Here is a 20,764-nt window from a genome sequence, read left to right as displayed (position 1 = left end):
CTGTACGTAACCCCAACGTGTGCGGCCCCATGGCTCGCACAGCGGATGTCATGACAACGAGCAGCCGGTCACGGAGAGTTCCCGGTGCGCACGGAGAGTTCTGATCGCCGGACCGGTTCCGATGGCCGGCCCATACAAAGGAGTTTCGGACCGCTAGACCGACGCGGGCACCCAGTCCGGCAGCGGCTCGGTCCGCGCCACCCACTCGGCGGGCGGCGCCCCGGCCTTCCCCGAGGCGATCACGCCGCCCACGATGGCACAGGTCGTGTCGACGTCCCCGCCGACCTGCGCGGTCGTCCAGAAAGCTTGCTCGTAGTCACCGAGACTTCGCGCGGCCGACCACAGGGCGAAGGGCACGGTGTCGTGGGCGGTCGTCCGCCGTCCGCACCCCAGCACCGCCGCGACCGTGGCCGGATCGGCGTAGTCGAGCATGTCCCGGGCCCGGCGCAGTCCCGCACCCACCGCGCTCTTCTTGGGCACCAGGTCGATGACCCCGTCGAGGAGGGCCTCGGCACCGGGCGGCCCGCCGGGGGCAGCGGCGAACGCGGCGGCCGCGGAGACGGCCATGGCGCCGACGACGGCCTCGCGATGCTGGTGGGTGGTGTATGCCGAGATCTCCGCCTGGTGCGTCGCCTGCTCCGGGTCGTCCGCGTACCAGGCGCCCAGCGGGGCGATCCGCATCGCGGCGCCGTTGCCCCAGGACCCCTGTCCGTTGAAGAGCGCGGCGGCGAGTTCACGCCAGTCGCCGCCCTCCCGGACGAGCCGCAGCAGGCGGTTGACCGCCGGGCCGTAGCCCCGGTCGAAATCGTGGTGCTCGGCGAAGGAGCGGGCCAGGGCGTCCTGGTCGATGCGGTGGTGAGCGACCAGGACGGCGACGACGGAGCAGGCCATCTCCGTGTCGTCGGTCCACTGCCACGGCCCGGACGGAATCTCGCGGCGCTTCAGCAGCGGGTAGTTCACGGGCACGAAGTACTGGGAGCCCAGGGCGTCCCCGACGGACAGTCCGCGCAGGCTGGCCAGGGCCCGGTCCAGGCGCCCGTCGGTGGAGGAATCAGCGTTCATCGCCCTGCCACTCTATCCAGTGATCCCGTAGGGCTCGGGATCACGCCAGCGGTCGAACGGCCGGTCAAGCGTGTACTTGCCGTCGTCTCCCAGAACGAGCATCCGCACCTCGCCGTTCCCCGGGTTCGACAGCGACTCGAACTCGGCGACGGTCCAGTGGAACCACCGCATGCAGAACAGCCGCATGGCGAGACCGTGGGTGACGATCAGGACGTTCGGCGGATGGTCGGGGTCCTCGAAACTGCGGAACAGGCTCTCCAGGAAGCCGCCGACCCGGTCGTAGACGTCGGCGCCGGACTCGCCCTGGGCGAACCGGTAGAAGAAGTGGCCGTACGCGTCACGGTAGGTCTTCTGGAGGCGGACCTCGTCCCGGTCCTGCCAGTTGCCCCAGTCCTGTTCGCGCAGCCGGGGCTCCTCGCGCACCCGTATGAGCCCCGGGTCGAGGCGGAAGGCGCGCAGCGTCTCGTGGGTGCGGCGGTACGGGGAGACGTACACGCTGACGCGTTCGCCGCCGAACAGCTCGCGCAACCGCTCGCCCGTCGCCTCCGCCTGCCGCCGGCCCCGCTCGGTCAGCGCCAGGGCGTGGTCGGGTTCACGCTCGTACACGGAGTCATCAACATTGCCCGTTGACTCCCCGTGCCGGACAAGGACGATGCGCCGTGGTCGTGCCATGCCAAAACCCTAGATCGGGTGAGGGGCCGTCGAGCACTCGTACCTGCCCATACAGCGTAGGTCACACACATCCTGCACCACAGATCACACAGGTCGCGCGGCTGACTACCGGAACACCTCGGTCCGACCCGCTCGGAGATCAGACCGTCCAGCTCGGTTCCATGTCCACGACGTCCCCGGTCAGCGCCGCCACGTCCGCTTCCGTCTGGGCCCGCAGGGCGAGCCGCTCCACGCGCTCGGTGCGGTACTTGCCGTGCTCGGCGGCCGACCGCCACATGGACAGCACCATGAACTCGTTCCCGGGTGCTTCGCCGAACAGCCCGCGCACCATGCCGGGCGAGCCGGCCATCGCCGGGTTCCAGACCTTCTCCTGCATCAGCACGAAGTGCTCGACCCGCTCCTCGTGGACACGGCAGAGCGCCACCCGCAGCAGGTCGGCGTCCGTGAAGCGCGGTTCGAAGCCGGTCTTCACGTCGAAGCGGTGGTCGAAGAGCCTGACCTGGGCGTCCTTGAACGTGCCCGACTGGGCCGACGCGAGCCGGTCGTGGGACCGCGCCATGAAGGAGTCGTAGAAGGCGCGGCTCTCCCAGAACGCGAAGATGTGCGCCACGTCCGGCCGCCGCCGGCTCCAGCCACCCCCCTGCCCCCGAAACCCCGGCTCCCCCAGAAGCCCCGCCCACTTCCGCTGCCCCCGCTCGAAACCGCGGCGGTCCACCACGGTGCAGCGAATCCACTTGACCAGCACCGCGCCATGGTAAGGCCACGGAGCGTGGCGCCGGTCACTCTCGGCTGGACCGCTCTCCGGCGCGCGCACCTGCACGCGTGGCAGGATGGACAAACAGTCATGGCCGCCCGGCAGTTGCGGCGAACGGGCGGGTCGGTACGGGGAAGGGGACGCTGGTGGACGGGCTGAACAAGGGGCTGCGCAAGGTCGAGATCGCGGTGCGGTGGGATCCCAGTCCGGCGGGGCAGCCGTCCACCGACCTGGACCTCGTCGCGGCGACCTATCTGGCGGACGAACCGCACGGTGATCCCGCCTATGTGGTGCACTTCGACAGCCGCTCCCCCGACGGCACCATCTATCTCAACCGGGACAGCAAGGACGGCCAGGGCTTCGGTTACGACGAGGTCATGACGCTGGAACTCGACCGGCTCGACGGCCGCTACGCGCGCGTGGTGGTCGGTGTCGTCATCCAGCAGCGCCCGGCGGAGCGCACTTTCGTCAGTGTGGTGAATCCCGGGCTGCGGATCCGCGAGGGGTACACGGTCCTGACCGAGGACGACTTCGGGGGTGTCCTCGGGGCCACGGCGGCGACGGTCGCGGAGTTCGTCCGGGAGGGTTCCGGTCCCTGGAACTTCCGCCCCGGCCTGCGTGGTTTCGAGGGCGACCCCGTGGACTTCGCCAGGACGATGGGTGCCGCACACCGGCCGTGAGCTTTCCCGGGAGAGCCTGCCGGGACCAGGAGCGAACTCGGTCTTCCCGGACGGCTGGGACTGCGAGGCCCGGCTGGTCGACGGCCGCTGGATCGAGCGCCGACCGCGCCGCCCGGACGTGGAGCGGCAATCCCGGACGGAAGCCCGCCTGCTGCCATGGCTCGCACCGCACCTGCACTCGCTGTGCCGGTGCCCCGCGTCGTGTCGGCCGGCCCGCTCACCGTTCGGCACGTCTTGGCCCCGGGTGAACCCCTGGAGGAGCTGGACGCCGCCCAGGGACGCGCCTTGGGACTTCCCTGCGGGCCTTGCAGGGGGCAGACACCGATGAGGCCGTGCGACGGGGGTGCCACCCGCGCGGGACGTGCTCCCCGAACGCGCCGCCCTGGCGGACGACTTCCGGACCCGCTTGCTGCCCCTCCTGCCGCCGGACCGGCGCGGAACCGCCTCCGGCCTGCGGAAGGTCGTCAGCGCGCTGCCCACCGAGGCCCTCGTCCACGGGGATCTCGGACAACGGCACCTCCCCGCCGTTCGCCGACGCCTGCGCCACCGCCTACGTGACACGGCCGGCACCGCGCGAACGCTCCCGGGTCCGGCACCGCCTGGGACCTTGGTACGAGGTCACGACGGGTTGGACACCGGGCGACCGGGACACCGTCCGTTCCGGGCTGGACGGTGTGCTGGGCAGGCTCCCGGCATCCGCAGCCCGTGATGACGACAAGAGGGGCACCGCCCGAAGGCGGTGCCCCTCTGTCATCGGCTCAGGCGGTCGGCGTCAGCTGCAACCGCTGGTCGAGCCGCAGCCCTCGCAGATGTAGCAGGAACCGGCGCGCTGCATCTTCGTACCGCAGGAGAAGCACAGCGGCGCGTCGGCCTGGATGCCCAGCTGCATCTCCACCAGTTCGGCGCTGGTGTGGGCCTGCTGCGGGGCGGGCTTGGCCGCCTCTTCGTTCTTCGGCGCGGAGACGGCCTTCAGCTCCTGGGCCCGCGGCGCCGACTGGGCCAGGCCCTCGACGTCGACCTCGTCCTCGTTCGGCTCGTACGAGCCGGTCTCCAGGTGACGCTGACGCTCCTCGGCGGAGTGGATGCCGAGCGCGGAGCGCGTCTCGAACGGCAGGAAGTCCAGCGCCAGGCGGCGGAAGATGTAGTCGACGATGGACTGCGCCATCCGCACGTCCGGGTCGTCCGTCATACCGGCCGGCTCGAAGCGCATGTTCGTGAACTTCGAGACGTACGTCTCCAGCGGAACGCCGTACTGGAGGCCGACCGAGACCGCGATGGAGAAGGCGTCCATCATGCCCGCGAGGGTCGAACCCTGCTTGGACATCTTCAGGAAGACCTCGCCCAGACCGTCGTCCGGGTAGGAGTTGGCGGTCATGTAGCCCTCGGCGCCGCCGACGGTGAAGGACGTGGTGATGCCGGGACGTCCCTTCGGGAGGCGCTTGCGGACCGGGCGGTACTCGACGACCTTCTCGACCTTGGCCTCGACGGCGGCGGGCTCCTCGGCCTTCTCCTCCCACTTCTTGGTGGAGAGCGGCTGGCCTACCTTGCAGTTGTCGCGGTAGATCGCGAGCGCCTTGACGCCCAGCTTCCAGGCCTCGAAGTAGATCTCCTCGACCTCCTCGACGGTCGCCGTCTCCGGCATGTTGACCGTCTTGGAGATGGCACCGGAGATCCACGGCTGGATCGCGGCCATCATCCGGACGTGGCCCATCGGGGAGATGGCCCGCTCGCCCATGGCGCAGTCGAACACCTCGTAGTGCTCGGGCTTGAGGCCCGGGGCGTCGATCACGTTGCCGTGCTCGGCGATGTGGGCGACGATCGCCTCGATCTGCTCTTCCAGGTAGCCCAGGCGGCGCAGGGCCTGCGGGACGGTGCCGTTGACGATCTGCATCGAGCCGCCGCCGACCAGCTTCTTGAACTTGACCAGGGCGAGGTCGGGTTCGACACCGGTGGTGTCGCAGGACATCGCGAGGCCGATGGTGCCGGTCGGGGCGAGCACGGACGCCTGGGAGTTACGGAAACCGTTCTTCTCGCCGAGGCGCAGCACGTCCTGCCACGACTCGCTGGCGGCGGCCCACACCGGGGTGTCCAGGTCGTCCATGCGGACGGCCTTGTCGTTGGCGTCGGAGTGCTGCTTCATGACGCGCTTGTGGGCGTCGGCGTTGCGGGCGTAGCCGTCGTACGGGCCGACGACCGCGGCGAGTTCGGCGGAGCGGCGGTACGCCGTGCCGGTCATCAGGGAGGTGATGGCGCCGGCGAGGGAGCGACCACCGTCGGAGTCGTAGGCGTGGCCGGTGGCCATCAGCAGGGCGCCGAGGTTGGCGTAGCCGATGCCGAGCTGGCGGAACGCGCGCGTGTTCTCGCCGATCTTCTGGGTCGGGAAGTCGGCGAAGCAGATCGAGATGTCCATCGCGGTGATGACCAGCTCGACGACCTTCTGGAAGCGCTCGGCCTCGAAGGACTGGTTGCCCTTGCCGTCGTCCTTCAGGAACTTCATCAGGTTCAGCGAGGCCAGGTTGCAGGACGTGTTGTCCAGGTGCATGTACTCGCTGCACGGGTTCGACGCGGTGATCCGGCCGGACTCGGGGCAGGTGTGCCAGTTGTTGATGGTGTCGTCGTACTGGATGCCGGGGTCGGCGCAGGCCCAGGCGGCCTCGGCGATCTTGCGGAAGAGCTGCTTGGCGTCGACCTCCTCGATGACCTCGCCGGTCATCCGGCCGCGCAGCCCGAACTGGCCACCCTGCTCGACGGCCTTCATGAACTCGTCGTTCACACGGACCGAGTTGTTGGCGTTCTGGTACTGGACGGACGCGATGTCGTCGCCGCCCAGGTCCATGTCGAAGCCCGCGTCGCGCAGGACGCGGATCTTCTCCTCTTCCTTGACCTTGGTCTCGATGAAGTCCTCGATGTCGGGGTGGTCCACGTCGAGGACGACCATCTTGGCGGCGCGGCGGGTGGCACCACCGGACTTGATCGTTCCTGCGGAGGCGTCGGCGCCGCGCATGAAGGAGACCGGACCGGAGGCGTTGCCGCCGGAGGACAGCAGCTCCTTGGAGGAACGGATCCGGGAGAGGTTCAGGCCGGCACCGGAGCCGCCCTTGAAGATCATGCCCTCTTCCTTGTACCAGTCGAGGATCGACTCCATGGAGTCGTCGACGGACAGGATGAAGCAGGCGGAGACCTGCTGGGGCTGCTTGGTGCCGACGTTGAACCAGACAGGGCTGTTGAAGCTGAAGATCTGGTGCAGGAGGGCGTACGCCAGCTCGTGCTCGAAGATCTCGGCGTCGGCGGGCGAGGCGAAGTACTTGTGGTCCTCGCCGGCCTTCCGGTACGTCTTCACGATGCGGTCGATCAGCTGCTTGAGGCTGGTCTCGCGCTGCGGGGTGCCGACGGCACCGCGGAAGTACTTGCTGGTGACGATGTTGACCGCGTTCACCGACCAGAAGTCGGGGAACTCGACGCCACGCTGCTCGAAGTTGACCGAGCCGTCGCGCCAGTTGGTCATGACGACGTCACGGCGCTCCCAGGCCACCTCGTCGTAGGGGTGGACCCCAGGGGTGGTGTGGATGCGCTCGATACGCAGGCCCTTGCTCGCCTTGGCGCTCTTGGCGCGGGAACTCCGTGCCGGACCGCTCGCCGTCTCTGTCATGCCGCCTCCCTGTACGGGCGAAAACGCCCTGAAGTGCCCCGTTGTTCCCGTGGCACGGTGTTCTGTCTGGTGCTGCGGGCACCCACTCACATCGCCCGCAGCAGGTCTTCGTGTCGCCGCCGCCCGGCCGGTCCCGGAGCTGCCGTCCGGGTCCGGCCCGCCGGTCAGTCGGCGGCGCCTGCGGGCTCGGGGACGTGTCCCGTCCCTCCGGGCCCGCGGTCGTCTTCCTGGCTCCCCGCCCCAGCGTCCTCGCGGTCTCCGTCGTCCGCGTCGGGGCGTCCCGTCTCTTCCCTGAGCTCCGCGATGGCCGCCTCGAAGTCCTCGAGCGAGTCGAACGCCCGGTAGACCGAGGCGAATCGCAGGTACGCGACGAGATCGAGCTCCTGCAACGGGCCGAGTATGGCCAGCCCCACGTCGTGGGTGGTCAGCTCGGCGCTTCCGGTGGCCCGCACCGCCTCCTCGACCCGCTGGCCGAGCTGGGCGAGCGCGTCCTCGGTGACGGGCCGCCCCTGACACGCCTTGCGCACACCATTGATGATCTTGGTACGGCTGAAGGGTTCGGTGACTCCGGACCGCTTGACCACCATGAGCGAGCACGTCTCCACGGTCGTGAAACGACGGGAGCAGTCAGGGCACTGGCGGCGCCTGCGGATGGACGTGCCGTCGTCGGTCGTACGGCTGTCGACGACACGGCTGTCGGGGTGCCTGCAGAAGGGGCAGTGCATGAACTCCAACCCTCCTCACAGCAGACTCATAGGCATCGCTGGGCTTCTTTCGCCCCACGAAGCAGCCCCAAGCATAGGCGATGACCATGGGCGCGAAGACCCGGGGGACCACAACTTGTGGGCTGCTGCTGCAATCCAACCACTAGATGTGGGGATTGGCTCATACATGCACGCCGTACGCGCGAGTCGCGCGCATAGACGCAGGTGACACGCGACCGGCCAGCCGCGCCGGCCTCGTATGCCCCTCAGGGCCACCGCCGCACACGCGCGGTCGGCCTCACCAGCCTCATCCGTACACGCACAGCGGTATCGCTGCGACACATGCGGAGATACCGTGGGCGCCGCGAGGAGGGGACGTGGGACTCCCGCACAGATGAGGGCTGGCCCCGGGGCAGGAGAATGCCGGATGGCAGACTTGGGCAACAGCCCCGAGGCGATCACCCCGGCGGTGAAGAGTACAGCAATGGGCGCTTTTGCCCGCCAGGTGGAGCGGCAGCCAATACACCCGGACACATGATCGCGTCAGTCGATTCGCGATTTTTCACTCGAACGTGTGTTTGGCGCAACCTTTCGAAACCAACTACCGTTGTCCAGCAGGGAGACCATCGAGAGGGGCCGACGTGACCACCACCGCAGACAGTGCCGCCATCACTGCCCAGGAGCGCTCCCAGGGCCGACTGGAGCCGGTGCACGCGATGAACGAAGCCACGAACCCTGAGGGGCACAAGCGCTCCCTGCCGGGACGACCTCCCGGCATCCGGGCGGACAGTTCCGGACTCACCGACCGCCAGCGCCGCGTGATCGAGGTCATCAGGGACTCCGTGCAGCGGCGCGGCTACCCGCCGTCGATGCGCGAGATCGGCCAGGCCGTGGGCCTGTCCAGCACGTCTTCCGTCGCACACCAGCTGATGGCACTGGAGCGCAAGGGCTTCCTGCGCCGCGACCCGCACCGCCCGCGCGCGTACGAGGTGCGCGGTTCCGACCAGGCCGCCTCCGTGCAGCCCACGGACACCGCGGGCAAGCCGGCCGCGTCGTACGTCCCGCTGGTCGGCCGCATCGCCGCCGGTGGCCCGATCCTCGCCGAGGAGTCCGTCGAAGACGTCTTCCCCCTCCCCCGCCAGCTCGTCGGCGACGGTGAGCTCTTCGTCCTGAAGGTCGTCGGTGACTCGATGATCGAGGCCGCCATCTGCGACGGCGACTGGGTTACCGTCCGCCGCCAGCCGGTCGCCGAGAACGGCGACATCGTGGCGGCGATGCTCGACGGAGAAGCCACCGTCAAGCGCTTCAAGCGCGAGGACGGCCACGTCTGGCTCCTGCCGCACAACGCGGCCTACGAGCCGATCCCCGGCGACGACGCGACCATCCTCGGCAAGGTGGTGGCCGTACTGCGCCGCGTCTGAAGCCGCGCACCGCGTCGGGTGGGCCCAGTCGGCCCGCCCTCTGACCGGGCCCCGGGACCCCTGCGCCGGTTCCGGGGCCCTGCGCTGTCCGGCCCCCGGTACGCGGTGTCCGGGCGCTCCGATACGCCGTGGCGGGGCCCAGTGCTCCTGGTGCGGGGGCCGGCCCACGGCTTCGTCGCCGCAGACCGGGCCCCGAGGCTCAATCGGCCTCCTTCTGCTTCGCCACCGCGTCGATCGCCGCCAGCGACTTCCGCACCTGGTTACGGTCCGTCGTGTACCAGAAGTCGGGCAGTGACGCCTTCAGATAGCTCCCGTACCGGGCCGTGGCCAGACGCTGGTCCAGTACGGCGACCACACCGCGGTCGCCCGACGCCCGTACGAGACGGCCGGCCCCCTGGGCCATGAGGAGCGCGGCGTGGGTGGCGGCGACTGCCATGAAGCCGTTGCCGCCCGCGTCCTCCACGGCTTTCTGGCGGGCGCTCATCAGCGGGTCGTCCGGGCGCGGGAACGGGATCTTGTCCATGACGACCAGCTGACAGCTGGGTCCAGGGACGTCCACGCCCTGCCACAGCGACAGGGTGCCGAACAGACAGGTCTTCGGGTCGGCCGCAAAGTTCTTGATCAGCTCGCCGAGCGTCTCCTCCCCCTGGAGGAGGATCGGGAATTCGGGGATCCGGGAACGCAGTTCCTCGGCGGCCAGCTGGGCGCCCCGCATGGAGGAGAACAGGCCCAGGGTGCGGCCGCCCGCCGCCTGGATGAGCTCCGTGAGCTCATCCAGCATGTCCCCGCGGTCGCCGTCCCGCGCGGGGCGCGCCAGGTGCTTCGCGACGTACAGGATGCCCTGCTTGCGGTAGTCGAAGGGCGAGCCGACGTCGATGCCCTTCCACTGCGGGAGGTCATCACCTTCGGTGCCTTCGGGGGCGAGCCCGAGGGAAGCACCGACGCCGTTGAAGTCCCCACCCAGCTTCAGCGTCGCGGATGTCAGGACCACGGAGCGGTCGGCGAAGAGCTTCTCCCTCAGCAGCCCCGAGACGGACATGGGGGCGACGCGCAGGGAGGCACCGAAGCGGTCGTGGCGCTCGTACCAGACCACGTCCCACTCCGAGCCGTTGGTGATCCGCTCCGCCACGTCGTGCACGTTCTCCACGGAGGCCAGCGCCTGCTTGCGGACCGCGTCCTCGTCCTGGACGGACTTGTCGCGGGTCGTGCCGATGGCGGAGATGACGGTGCGGCACGCGTCGCGCAGGGCCATGAGGGCGTAGCCCAGGTCCTCGGGGATCTCCTCCAGGCGGCCCGGCAGCGCGAGCTCCATCAGCCGTTCGAAACCCTCGGCGGCGGTCTGGAGCTGGTCCGCGGCCTTCTCGTTGACGAGTTTCGCCGCCCGGCGCACCGCGCGGTTGACCTGGCCGGGAGTGAGCTCGCCGGTGGCGACGCCGGTGACGCGCGAGACCAGCTCATGGGCCTCGTCGACGATCAGCACCTCGTGCTGCGGGAGGACCGGGGCACCCTCGATGGCGTCGATGGCGAGCAGTGCGTGGTTGGTGACGATGACCTCGGAGAGCTTGGCTCGCTCGCGGGCCATCTCGGCGAAGCACTCCGCGCCGTACGCGCACTTCGAGGCGCCGAGGCACTCCCTGGACGACACCGACACCTGGGCCCAGGCCCGGTCCGAGATGCCGGGTGTGAGGTCGTCGCGGTCGCCGGTCTCGGTCTCGTCGGCCCAGTCGCGCACCCGCAGCAGGTCCTGGCCCAGCTTGCTGGTGGGCGCGGCCGCCTCGAACTGGTCGAAGAGGCCCTCCTCCTCGTCCTGCGGGACACCCTCGTGCAAACGGTGCAGGCACAGGTAGTTGGACCGGCCCTTGAGCATCGCGAACTCCGGGCGGCGGCGCAGCAGGGGGTGCAGCGACTCGACCGTTCTCGGCAGGTCGCGCTCCACCAGCTGGCGCTGGAGGGCCAGGGTGGCGGTCGCGACGACCACACGCTCCCCGTGCGCGAGCGCGGGCACCAGGTAGCCCAGCGACTTGCCGGTGCCGGTGCCGGCCTGGACCAGCAGGTGGGAACCGTCGTCGATCGCTTCTGCGACGGCTTCGGCCATGGCCACCTGACCGGGGCGCTCCGTACCGCCGACGGCAGTGACGGCAGCATGCAGGAGTTCGGGGAGTGAGGGCTTCGTCATAGCGCGACCACCCTACGACCCAGCACTGACAAACGGGTGATCAAGGCGACGGCGAGGGGTCGGATCGAGGTGGGGTCGACGGGTGGGATCAAGGCCGGGGGCTCCTGGGCAGGGAAGGGTGGAGGGGCGGGATATGGCTGTGCGACGGGCCGGCGAACGGCTGGAGGAATTTCTGGCACACGTGGGAACTGCGGCGGCAGGCACCGCGTTCCATGAGTGATGACGCGGTGACACAGCGCTACAGGAAATGCCGAAGGGACCGGTCTCGGGCCATGAGGGCGGCTCGCTTGTCGGGCAGGTCGACCTCGGCGGAGAACCGGAAGCCGGCAGTCAGAAAGGCGGCGATGGAGGGGGTGTTGCGAATGTCGGGTTCCGCGATGACGCGTGCGCAGGAGGGCCGCTGCGCGAGTACGAGATCGGCCACGGCTCGGAGCAGCAGACCTCCGAGACCACGCCCTCGGTCGGCGACAGCGCCGATCAGGAGGTGGATCCCCGTGTCGTGAGGCCGGGCCGGGTAGTGGCGGGCCAGCGGATCCAGGTCGGCCCGGTAGATCTCCCAGTAGCTCATCGGCGTTCCGTCCAGCACGCCGATGCACGGCACGCTTCGTCCGTCGCCGGCCAGCTGGGACCGCACGTGGTCCTCGGTCACGTTCTGGGGCCCGGACAGCTTCCAGAACGCCGCAGCGGCGGGGTCGTTCATCCAGCGGCTGATGAGCGGGAGATCGCGTTCGATGCGCACGGGGACGAGGTGGAAGACGCCCACGGGTGTTTCGGCCGGGCCCCAGTCGGCGACGCGGTCGAGGAGATCGTCCTCGGTCGGGAGATCCGAGTCGACCGAGAGGCCGGAGCCCTCACGGCTCGCGGCGGTGGATACGGAGGGTTCTGCGGTGCCCTCGTCCGGCCGCCGCGCTCCGTGGCTGTCGGACACCTCGTCCGCGATGAGGGCGAGGAGTTCGTCCGGGAGCCGCAGGTCCATGGTGTCTTCTCCGTGGCCGCTCCCACCGGACTCCGCAGCGGGGTCCGGCTCGGCTCCCGTGCTGGAGTCGACGTCGGAATCGGCATCGAGGCGGGCGTTGGAGCCGGCACCGGCGTCGACGTCGGCCGTGGCGGGGACAGCGGTACTCGCATCGGCTGTCGGATCGGCGGAAGGCACCAAACGCTCCTCTCGGGAAAGGGGGGTGCGGCGTGTCCTCAGGGATGAAGGAGGTCGGTCGGGTTCATGGGCGGTCAGGTTGATCAGGAGTGCAGGGGGTTGGCGATGGTGACGTAGACGGACTGGGTGTCGACGGGGCCGACGAGTTCGTCGAGGCCGTGGAGCCGGGTCAGCAGGTTGGCCTTGCAGCGCAGCACGGGTGAGTCGAGCAGCCGGGCCGGCAGCGAGGAGCGCAACCGGGCGGGGCCGGAGGCGACGTTTCCGAGGAAACGTCGGAATGCGGCGAGCAGCAGCCGCTCGTCGGCCAGCCCTTGGGAGCCGAACGCGCCGATGAGACCGAGGACGTTGTTGACCGCGACGTAGTAAGCGAAGCGTTCGTCGGTGACCTCGTCGCGGACGAACGTGTCGCTCCGCTCACCGATGCCGGGCAGCCGGGCGTCGAGGTCCGCCCGCCGGGACTCTCGGAAGTAGTAGCCCTGGTTGTCACGGTAGCGGCCGCCCGCAGGCCATCCTTCGGCGTCCAGCAGGAGCAGGGTGTTCTGCTGGTGAGCCTCCAGGGCGATGCCGGCCTCACCGTCCAGCCACAGGACGGGCCGCACGACGTGTTCGAGGTAGCGCAGGAACCACTCGACGGCGACGGCTCCGCTGGGCCGGCCGGTCCGACTGGCGAGACGCGTGACGACTTCGGCCAGCCGGGACCGAAGGACCGGGCCATGGATCTCCGGACGGTCGGGAGCGGTTCCCGGCCGGGCAGGGGAGCACGGGCGCGGCGAGACGAATCCAGCGACGCAGGAGACATCGTCCGATGGGCTGAACGGGTTGTGTCGGATCACCACGTTCAGTCCGGGCAGCGGGGCGCCGTCGGAACCTCCGGAGCCATCGGAGGTCCCGGATCCGCCGGCACTCCCGAATCCATCGGAACTCCCGGATCCGTCGTCGGACCCAACGGCTCCATCGACGGCGATCCAGGCCGGGTCGCGAACGATGTCGAAGCACGGATGCACGGCTCGCCACTGCTGAGCGAGCCCGCTGCGGAGCAGGCGGTGGACCTCGACGCCGCGGTGGAGTTCCTTACGGAGGTTCTCGCGACGGGAGTTGGTGATGCGCAGGCCCAGCGACAGCTTGAGCATCGCGGGGGCACCGGTTTGGTAGACGGTTCGTACGGAGGAGGTGGGGTGCCAGGGAGTGCCGTGGGTGCCGAGGTCGGCGAGCAGTCCGCTGTCGAGCAGGGCAGCGGTCTGCGGACGGTGCCGGATCTCGCGTGCCTGCCAGGGGTGCAGCGGCAGTAGGGCGTACCCGTCCGGCGGAGGCACGTCGATCCCGGCCAGGCGGGCGGTGAGTCGAGCCGCTGCGACGGGGCGGCCGCGTTCGGTCCAGGCGGAGTCGGTGGCGAGGACGGAGGGGGCGACAGCCATCCAGTGCAGGGGGAAGGATCCGCGCGACTCGGGTGAGTACAGCCGTGCTTCGGCCTCGGAGAGACCCTCGCGGCTCTTCGGGGTCGGGTGCAGGGGGTGTCCCAGGACGAGTGACTGCTCCGCGGCCAGGAAGAGGTCGGGGCCGTCGACCGGGGATGTGCGACGGTCGCTGAGGAAGGAGGTGACGCGGCGGAGGGAGTCGGCGACACCCGCTACGAGTTCTACGCCGCCGACGCCGTCGACGCCACGGTCGCCCTTACCGTGGACGCGGCCCTGGCCATAGACGTGGCCGTGACCGTTGTGGTTGCCGTTGCCGTGTTCGTGGCCGTCTGTGGACGCCTCCCTGGCGAGCAGGGCGGCGACCGTGATGGCGTCGACCGGTGGGGCGTGGTCGGGAGCGTCGGCCAGGCGCGGGAGACCGAAGCGGTGCCAGCCCGTCGGGGACCAGTAGCGGACGGGGACGAGCAGGGCCGTTCCGCTGGCGGGGAGGGGGATGCGGAGGACACCGTCGGCGGGGGCGGGCTGGCCGGCCTCGCGCACCCAGCAGCGCAACAGCGTCTCCGCGGCTGCTGCCTGGGCGACGATGTGCGGGTCGGGGTGCTCCAAGAGGTCGGCGATGACCCCGCCAGCCCTCAACTCGCCACCCGGCACCTCACCGTGCCTCACCTCGCCGCCCCGCACCTCAGCGTGCTGTACATCAGCGAGCTCCGCCGCCCCAGGCCGCTGCCCCGGGACCCCGGAGACCGCCCGGCTCGGCGAGTTCGCAGGGTTCGCCGGGTTCACCGGGTTCACCGGGTTCGCCGACACCCCCATCTCCCGGGCGCCGGCAGAGCCTCGTCCCGGCGTCATGTCGTGGTCGTCGGGCTTGGGGATGGCGTTCAAGTCAGGTACCTCGTTGGGTGGTTCCGAGACGGCGCGGTTGAAGGATCACGGCGTGAGCTGCCTCGGCATCGGGTCTCACGGCACGAGCTCCCACGGCATGGAGGCTCACCGCGCCTAGGGCGCTGCTGCCGTGCTCCCACCGCACCGAGCCGCCGCCCGGACAGCGTCGGCCAGGCGGTCCTGCACGGCGGCAGCCTGTTCGTCGGTGATCGTCAGGGGCGGCAGCAGCCGGACGACGCTGGAGTGCCGGCCGCCGAGCCCGACGATGAGGCCGCGCCGCAGGCACTCCCGTTGGACCGCGGCCGCCAGTTCGGGGGCTGCGGGAAGCGGCTTCCCCGCAGCCTCAGCCGCCTGCCCGGCTCCCCCGGTCTCGCCCTCCGGGTCCACGAACTCCACCCCGATCATCAGTCCCCGCCCCCGCACATCCCCCACGCCCGGATACTCCCCGACCAGCCCTTGGAGCTGACTCAACATGCGCGCCCCCAGAGTCGCCGCGCGTTCGGCGAAGTGGTTCTCCCGGACGTGGGTGAGAGTCGCCGTGCCGGCGGCCATGGCGAGTTGGTTGCCGCGGAAGGTGCCGGTGGGGGCGCCGGGTTCCGGGACGTCGAGGTCGTCGCGGTGGACCACGACGGCCAGCGGCAGGCTGCCTCCGATGGCCTTGGAGAGAACCATCACGTCGGGCGTCACTCCGCTGTGCTCCACGGCCCAGAAGGCGCCGGTCCGCCCGACACCGGTCTGGATCTCGTCGGCGATCAGGGGGACGGACCGGTCGGCCGTGAGCTGCCGCATGCGTCTGAGCCAGGCGTCCGGTGCGGGTATCACCCCGCCCTCGCCCTGGACGGGCTCGACGATCATTCCGGCGGGGAGCGATGCGCCCGACCCGGAGTCGTCGAGGACGGACTCGGTCCAGCGGGCGGCGAGGTCGGCCCCGCGCTCTCCCCCGACGCCGAAGGGGCAGCGGTAGTCCTGCGGGTAGGGCAGGCGGGTGGCCGGTACGTCGTGGGCGCCGGCTGCCGCGTCGAACGCCCCGGCCGTCCTTCCGTGGGAGGCGCCGGTGAACGCGATGAGGCCGGTCCGGCCGGTCGCCGCGCGCACCAGCTCGCAGGCGGTCTCCACGGCGTCGCTGCCGGCCGGTCCGCAGAACAGCACGCGGGCCCGGTCGGCGAGCCCCGCGGGCAGGGTGCGGAACAGCTCGGTGATGAAGGCGTCCTTGACGGGTGTGGCCAGGTCGAGGGAGTTCAGGGGCGCGCCGGAGTCGAGGACGTTGCGGATGGCTTCCAGGACGACCGGGTGGTTGTGTCCGAGGGCGAGCGCGCCGGCGCCGGAGAGGCAGTCAAGGTAGCGGCGGCCGTCCGCGCCCTCGATGGTCAGTCCCCGGGCCCGCACCGGCACGATCGGCAGGGCGCGGGCGTAGGTGCGGGCCGCGGACTCGCGGGCGGACTGGCGGCGCAGAATCCCTTCGTGCGCGGCGCGTGCTCCCGGAGCCGTGCCGTCGACAGCACCCGGAAGGGCCCTCACCGGCATACGCCCCACAGCGGCCTCCTCGGACGCACATCCCCCATGGGTGGATTCCGCCACGACTTCCCTGTCCTCCCACTGGGCACGGGCACAGAGGACCGCACACAGACAGCAGGCCCCCCACCGCTACCAACCCCGGTCCGCTCACCGGGTTACGGGTTGCCTCAAGATCCTTTCCGTGACGGAACTGTTGCGCTTCCGTCGGGCCGCCCCCACAGCCACCGCATAGTGTGTGGTGCCGTTCCCGGACGCCGTGAGCTCGGCCTGAACTTCCCATGACCCGGCGGAAACCAGGGCCGAAGCACCGGTTCGTCCATGTTCGTCACACACCAGGGGGAGTCAGATCATGCGATCCATACGGCCGTCGTCCATCGCCAGCCGAGAAGGGAGGGCGCGCCGCAGGAACTCCCCCGTGCTGGCCGCGGTGGCCCTCGCCTCGGCGCTCGCGCTGACCGCCACCGCCTGCGAGTCGGGCGACGCCGCTGCGGGCGGTGAGGCCTCCGCGTCGGCCGGCTCCTCCGACGACGGCAAGCTGAAGATCCCGGACGACATCAGGGACCGGCTCCGCGAGCACGGGATCGACATCGACAAGTGGAAGAACGGCGCCTGGAAGAACTGGGACCGGGACGACTGGCTGCGCGAGGCCAACGAGTACATCAACCCGATCATCGAGGGTCTCTGGGACCCGGACCGCATGCGGGACGCGGAAGAGCCCGACCAGGGCGTCGACGACAGCGACCTCTCCGGTGACCAGGGCGTGACCGATCCCACGCCCGAGCCGGTAGAGGCGCAGGCCGTGCCGTCGTCGTACCACGCCAACGCGCCCACGGCCGGGAAGGTGTTCTTCGACTCCCCCAAGGGCTCGGCCGTCTGCTCGGCGACGGTGGTGAAGGACCCGGCCCACCCGGGCAAGTCCAACCTCGTGTGGACGGCGGGCCACTGCGTGCACGCGGGCAAGAAGGGCGGCTGGTACCGCAACATCGCGTTCGTGCCGTCGTACAACGACGACGGCAAGCCGGTCGCGGAGTTGGAGAACGCCACGAGGGAGGACGTCGCCCCGTACGGCGTCTGGTGGGGGGACTGGGCGCAGACCTCGGACCAGTGGATCGAGCAGGGCGGCTCGACGGGCGGGGACGGCGCGCCCTACGACTTCGCGGTCATCCATGTGACGCCGGAGAAGGGCAGCGGCGGCAAGTCGCTGGAGGAGACGGTCGGTTCGGCGCTGCCGGTCGACTTCAAGGCTCCCGCCGTACCGAAGGTGAAGAGCGTCACGGCGATCGGCTACCCGGCCGCGCCGCCGTACGACGGGCAGAAGCTGTACCGGTGCCAGGACCAGCCGGGTCGGCTGTCGGTCACCACGTCGGATCCGACGATGTACCGCATCGGCTGCACGATGACCGGCGGCTCGTCCGGCGGCGGCTGGGTCGCGACGGGCTCGGACGGCAAGCCGGCGCTGGTGTCCAACACCTCGATCGGCCCGGTGACGTCGGGCTGGCTGGCCGGTCCGCGCCTGGGCGAGGTGGCCAAGGGCGTCTACGACTCGGTCAGCAAGAAGTTCGCCGGTCGGTGACGGCCGGCTGGAGACCGTAGGCGGGGGGTGGCGCGTCCGGCCGCAGGCGGTGGGGTGGCGCGTCCGGTGCACAAGCACCGCACCTGGCGCACCGGCCCGAGGACTCACGGAAACCTTCACCACCCGCCCCCGGTACACCCTCAACTCCACGGGCATAGTGGGGTTTCGCGCCGGAGGCACGGCGCCCACACCCATGACATGCACACGCGGCACCACACTGTTCAGCACCAACGGGGGTCATCGCACCATGCGTTCCACACGTACGCCCGCGGCACCGAGGCGCGGGCGGCGCACCGCTCTCGCCGCCACCGGGCTCCTCGCAGCCCTGGCGCTCACCGTGACCGCCTGTGAGGGGTCGGCGGACTCGGCGAGCGACAAGCCCGACGCCACCACCTCGCAGGCCGCGGACGGCGGCGGCAAGGTCAAGATCCCGGCCGACCTCGCCGGCAAGCTCAAGGAACACGGGATCGACGTCGACCGGTGGAAGGACGGCGGCTGGAAGGACTGGGACAAGGACAAGTGGCTCAGTGAGGCCAAGGACTTCGTCAACCCGGTGATCGAGGGTCTCTGGAAGCCGGAGCGGATGCAGTCCGCGAAGGAGGCCAACAAGACGGTCACGACGAAGGACGCGTCGGCCGGTCAGGGCGTCAGCGACCCGGATCCGGCTCCGGTCCGGGCGCAGGCCGAGAAGACGCCGTACCACCGGAACGCCGCCCCGGTCGGCAAGGTCTTCTTCGACTCCCCCGACGGCCCGGCCGTCTGTTCCGGAACCGTGATCAAGGACGTCAACCACCCGGGCAAGTCCAACCTGGTGTGGACGGCGGGCCACTGCGTGCACGCCGGCGGCAACGGCGGCTGGTACCGCAACCTGGTGTTCGTCCCTGCCTACAACGACCTCGGCAAGACCGAGGCGGAGCTGAGCAACGCGAATCCGTCGGAGGTGGCCCCGTACGGCAACTGGTGGGCGGACTGGGCCTCGACCTCGAACCAGTGGATCCAGGGCGGCTCGGAGACCGGCGGTGACGGGGCGGCGTACGACTATGCCGTGCTGCACGTGAAGCCCGAGCGGGGTGCCAAGTCCCTGGAGGAGACGGTCGGCGCCGCACTGGACGTGGACTTCTCCGCGCCCTCCGCGGCCGCGGCCGCCAAGATGGGCGCCTGGGGCTACCCGGCGGCGCCGCCCTACAACGGGCTGAAGATGTTCAAGTGCATCGACGTCCCGGGCCGGTTCTCGCTCAGCCCGAGCCTGCCGACGATGTACCGCATCGGTTGCACCATGACCGGCGGTTCGTCCGGCGGCGGCTGGTTCCGGGTGCTGAACGGCAAGTCCGTGCTGGTCTCCAACACCTCGATCGGACCGGCCGACAACACCTGGCTGGCCGGCCCGCAGCTGGGACGCGATGCCGAGGCGCTCTACCAGAACATGAGCAAGACGTACGGCGGTCGCTGACCGAGACATGCTGAAGGCCCGCTCCCTGCGGACAGGGGCGGGCCTTCTCACATCAGGGCCGAGGCCGTCAGAGCGCCGGCGCCGGGACGTACGGCGCGAGCTCCGCCGCCAGTTCCTCGTGGACCCGCGCCTTGAGCAGGGTGCCTTCCGGGGTGTACTCCTCGGAGAGGATCTCGCCCTCGTCGTGGGCCCGGGCGACGAGCTTGCCGTGCGTGTACGGCACGAGCGCCTCGATCTCGACCGACGGGCGCGGAAGCTCGTTGTCGATGAGCGCGAGCAGCTGGTCGATGCCCTGGCCGGTGCGGGCCGAGACGGCCATGGACCGCTTCTCGACACGCAGCAGCCGCTGGAGCGTCAGCGGGTCGGCCGCGTCGGCCTTGTTGATCACGACGATCTCGGGCACGTCGGTGGCGCCGACGTCCCTGATCACCTCGCGTACGGCGGCCAGCTGCTCCTCCGGGTTCGGGTGCGAACCGTCCACCACGTGCAGGATCAGGTCGGACTCGCCGACCTCCTCCATCGTGGAGCGGAACGCCTCGACCAGGTGGTGGGGCAGATGGCGGACAAACCCGACCGTGTCGGCCAGGGTGTACAGCCGGCCACTCGGGGTCTCGGCCCGGCGCACGGTCGGGTCGAGGGTCGCGAACAGGGCGTTCTCGACCAGCACGCCCGCGCCCGTGAGGCGGTTGAGCAGCGAGGACTTGCCGGCGTTGGTGTAGCCCGCGATGGCGACCGAGGGCACCTTGTGGCGCTTGCGCTCCTGGCGCTTGATCTCGCGGCCGGTCTTCATGTCCGCGATCTCCCGGCGCATCTTCGCCATCTTCTCGCGGATCCGCCGCCGGTCCGTCTCGATCTTGGTCTCACCGGGACCACGGGTGGCGAGGCCGCCGCCCTTGCCGCCGCCCATCTGCCGGGACAGCGACTGACCCCAGCCGCGCAGCCTCGGCAGCATGTACTGCATCTGCGCGAGAGCGACCTGCGCCTTGCCCTCTCGGGACTTGGCGTGCTGGGCGAAGATGTCCAGGATCAGGGCGGTCCGGTCGATGACCTTGACCTTGACGACATCCTCGAGGTGGATCAGCTGGCCCGGGCTGAGCTCACCGTCGCAGATGACGGTGTCCGCGCCCGATTCGAGGACGATGTCCCGCAGCTCCTCGGCCTTGCCGGAGCCGATATAGGTGGCCGCGTCGGGCTTGTCGCGGCGCTGGATCACACCGTCGAGCACCAGCGCGCCGGCCGTTTCCGCGAGGGCGGCGAGCTCCGCGAGGGAGTTGTCCGCGTCCTGCACGGTCCCCGTGGTCCAGACGCCGACGAGCACGACCCGCTCCAGACGGAGCTGGCGGTACTCGACCTCGGTGACGTCCTCGAGCTCGGTGGAGAGGCCCACCACACGGCGCAGGGCCGCGCGGTCGGAGCGGTCGAACTGGTCGCCGTCCCGCTCTCCGTCGATCTCGTGGCTCCAGGCGACGTCCTCTTCCATCAGGGCATCGGCCCGAAGACCCTCGGGGTGGCTGTGCGCGAAGCGCTTGGTGTCCTGGGAAGGGGAAGAAGAGGAGGTCATTGGATCCTTACGTAGCTGGGAAACCGTTTACGGCGACGGAGCGCTGCGAGCTTTCCGTCACCGGGCATAACGCGCGAGCGCTCCGGGAGATTCCCGG

General features: G+C 70.3%; 14 protein-coding genes. 4 read left to right on the top strand and 10 right to left on the bottom strand.

The genetic code is table 11. From position 1 onward, the window contains the following. Nucleotides 1–153 precede the first annotated feature (153 nt). The 3 genes from GTY47_RS09515 to GTY47_RS09505 form a co-directional block, all read right to left on the bottom strand. On the bottom strand, nt 154–1,062 hold the full coding sequence (locus GTY47_RS09515; RefSeq protein WP_010034880.1) for an ADP-ribosylglycohydrolase family protein: 909 nt from the start codon (nt 1,060–1,062) through the stop codon (nt 154–156). 12 nt (nt 1,063–1,074) lie between these two features. After that, nucleotides 1,075–1,734 (bottom strand): histidine phosphatase family protein, encoded by a 660-nt coding sequence (locus GTY47_RS09510; protein WP_010034874.1) that lies wholly within the window; start codon nt 1,732–1,734, stop codon nt 1,075–1,077. Between the two features lie 139 nt (nt 1,735–1,873). Further along, a complete protein-coding gene (locus tag GTY47_RS09505) occupies nt 1,874–2,479 on the bottom strand; it encodes a YdbC family protein (RefSeq protein ID WP_040902590.1) in 606 nt (201 codons plus the stop codon). A gap of 155 nt (nt 2,480–2,634) precedes the next feature. Here GTY47_RS09505 and GTY47_RS09500 point away from each other — a divergent pair, with 155 nt between their 5' ends. Then, complete coding sequence (locus GTY47_RS09500) at nt 2,635–3,168, top strand: TerD family protein (protein ID WP_010034869.1); 534 nt, start codon at nt 2,635–2,637, stop codon at nt 3,166–3,168. Nucleotides 3,169–3,940: 772 nt separating this feature from the next. Here GTY47_RS09500 and GTY47_RS09495 read toward each other — a convergent pair. Both GTY47_RS09495 and nrdR read right to left on the bottom strand, forming a co-directional pair. Continuing rightward, the gene (locus GTY47_RS09495; RefSeq protein ID WP_010034867.1) at nt 3,941–6,817 is read right to left on the bottom strand and encodes a vitamin B12-dependent ribonucleotide reductase; all 2,877 of its coding nucleotides are present in this window, start codon (nt 6,815–6,817) and stop codon (nt 3,941–3,943) included. A gap of 164 nt (nt 6,818–6,981) precedes the next feature. Next, nucleotides 6,982–7,542 (bottom strand): transcriptional regulator NrdR, encoded by a 561-nt coding sequence (gene nrdR / locus GTY47_RS09490; RefSeq protein WP_029180822.1) that lies wholly within the window; start codon nt 7,540–7,542, stop codon nt 6,982–6,984. Nucleotides 7,543–8,162: 620 nt separating this feature from the next. Here nrdR and lexA point away from each other — a divergent pair. Further along, the gene (lexA, locus tag GTY47_RS09485) at nt 8,163–8,942 is read left to right on the top strand and encodes a transcriptional repressor LexA (protein ID WP_010034857.1); all 780 of its coding nucleotides are present in this window, start codon (nt 8,163–8,165) and stop codon (nt 8,940–8,942) included. A 199-nt stretch (nt 8,943–9,141) separates the two neighbouring features. Here the strand turns inward: lexA and GTY47_RS09480 are convergent, their stop codons facing one another. The 4 genes from GTY47_RS09480 to GTY47_RS09465 all read right to left on the bottom strand — a co-directional run bounded on the left by GTY47_RS09480 (nt 9,142) and on the right by GTY47_RS09465 (nt 16,092). After that, complete coding sequence (locus tag GTY47_RS09480) at nt 9,142–11,118, bottom strand: ATP-dependent DNA helicase (RefSeq protein ID WP_010034855.1); 1,977 nt, start codon at nt 11,116–11,118, stop codon at nt 9,142–9,144. Between the two features lie 238 nt (nt 11,119–11,356). Continuing rightward, nucleotides 11,357–12,271: a GNAT family N-acetyltransferase gene (locus GTY47_RS09475; RefSeq protein WP_010034854.1), complete on the bottom strand. Its 915-nt coding sequence runs from the start codon at nt 12,269–12,271 to the stop codon at nt 11,357–11,359. Between the two features lie 83 nt (nt 12,272–12,354). Further along, entirely contained in the window at nt 12,355–14,568 is a 2,214-nt protein-coding gene (locus tag GTY47_RS09470; protein ID WP_029180821.1) for an IucA/IucC family protein, read from the bottom strand. Between the two features lie 114 nt (nt 14,569–14,682). Continuing rightward, nucleotides 14,683–16,092 (bottom strand): diaminobutyrate--2-oxoglutarate transaminase family protein, encoded by a 1,410-nt coding sequence (locus GTY47_RS09465; RefSeq protein ID WP_010034848.1) that lies wholly within the window; start codon nt 16,090–16,092, stop codon nt 14,683–14,685. A gap of 340 nt (nt 16,093–16,432) precedes the next feature. On the opposite strand from GTY47_RS09465, the gene GTY47_RS09460 reads away from it, so the two are divergent. After that, entirely contained in the window at nt 16,433–17,656 is a 1,224-nt protein-coding gene (locus tag GTY47_RS09460) for a hypothetical protein (RefSeq protein ID WP_029180819.1), read from the top strand. 247 nt (nt 17,657–17,903) lie between these two features. Beyond that, a complete protein-coding gene (locus tag GTY47_RS09455; RefSeq protein ID WP_029180818.1) occupies nt 17,904–19,106 on the top strand; it encodes a hypothetical protein in 1,203 nt (400 codons plus the stop codon). Nucleotides 19,107–19,173: 67 nt separating this feature from the next. On the opposite strand, the gene hflX is transcribed toward GTY47_RS09455, so the two are convergent. Then, nucleotides 19,174–20,667, bottom strand: a complete 1,494-nt coding sequence (gene hflX / locus GTY47_RS09450) for a GTPase HflX (protein ID WP_010034842.1) — start codon at nt 20,665–20,667, stop codon at nt 19,174–19,176. Nucleotides 20,668–20,764: the final 97 nt, after the last annotated feature.

It is taken from the genome of Streptomyces sp. SID5464 (genome assembly GCF_009862985.1).
In the GTDB taxonomy this organism is placed as follows: Bacteria; Actinomycetota; Actinomycetes; order Streptomycetales; family Streptomycetaceae; genus Streptomyces; species Streptomyces chartreusis_D.
The sequence above is the reverse complement of the archived record's forward strand: the minus strand, read 5'-3'. Positions and strand labels throughout refer to the sequence as shown.

Coding starts and splice junctions, on each gene's coding strand:
- GTY47_RS09515 (WP_010034880.1), bottom strand. CDS start 1,062: ATGAACGCTGATTCCTCCACCGACGGGCGCCTGGACCGGGCCCTGGCC.
- GTY47_RS09510 (WP_010034874.1), bottom strand. CDS start 1,734: ATGGCACGACCACGGCGCATCGTCCTTGTCCGGCACGGGGAGTCAACG.
- GTY47_RS09495 (WP_010034867.1), bottom strand. CDS start 6,817: ATGACAGAGACGGCGAGCGGTCCGGCACGGAGTTCCCGCGCCAAGAGC.
- nrdR (WP_029180822.1), bottom strand. CDS start 7,542: ATGCACTGCCCCTTCTGCAGGCACCCCGACAGCCGTGTCGTCGACAGC.
- GTY47_RS09480 (WP_010034855.1), bottom strand. CDS start 11,118: ATGACGAAGCCCTCACTCCCCGAACTCCTGCATGCTGCCGTCACTGCC.
- GTY47_RS09465 (WP_010034848.1), bottom strand. CDS start 16,092: ATGCCGGTGAGGGCCCTTCCGGGTGCTGTCGACGGCACGGCTCCGGGA.
- GTY47_RS09460 (WP_029180819.1), top strand. CDS start 16,433: ATGCGATCCATACGGCCGTCGTCCATCGCCAGCCGAGAAGGGAGGGCG.
- GTY47_RS09455 (WP_029180818.1), top strand. CDS start 17,904: ATGCGTTCCACACGTACGCCCGCGGCACCGAGGCGCGGGCGGCGCACC.
- hflX (WP_010034842.1), bottom strand. CDS start 20,667: ATGACCTCCTCTTCTTCCCCTTCCCAGGACACCAAGCGCTTCGCGCAC.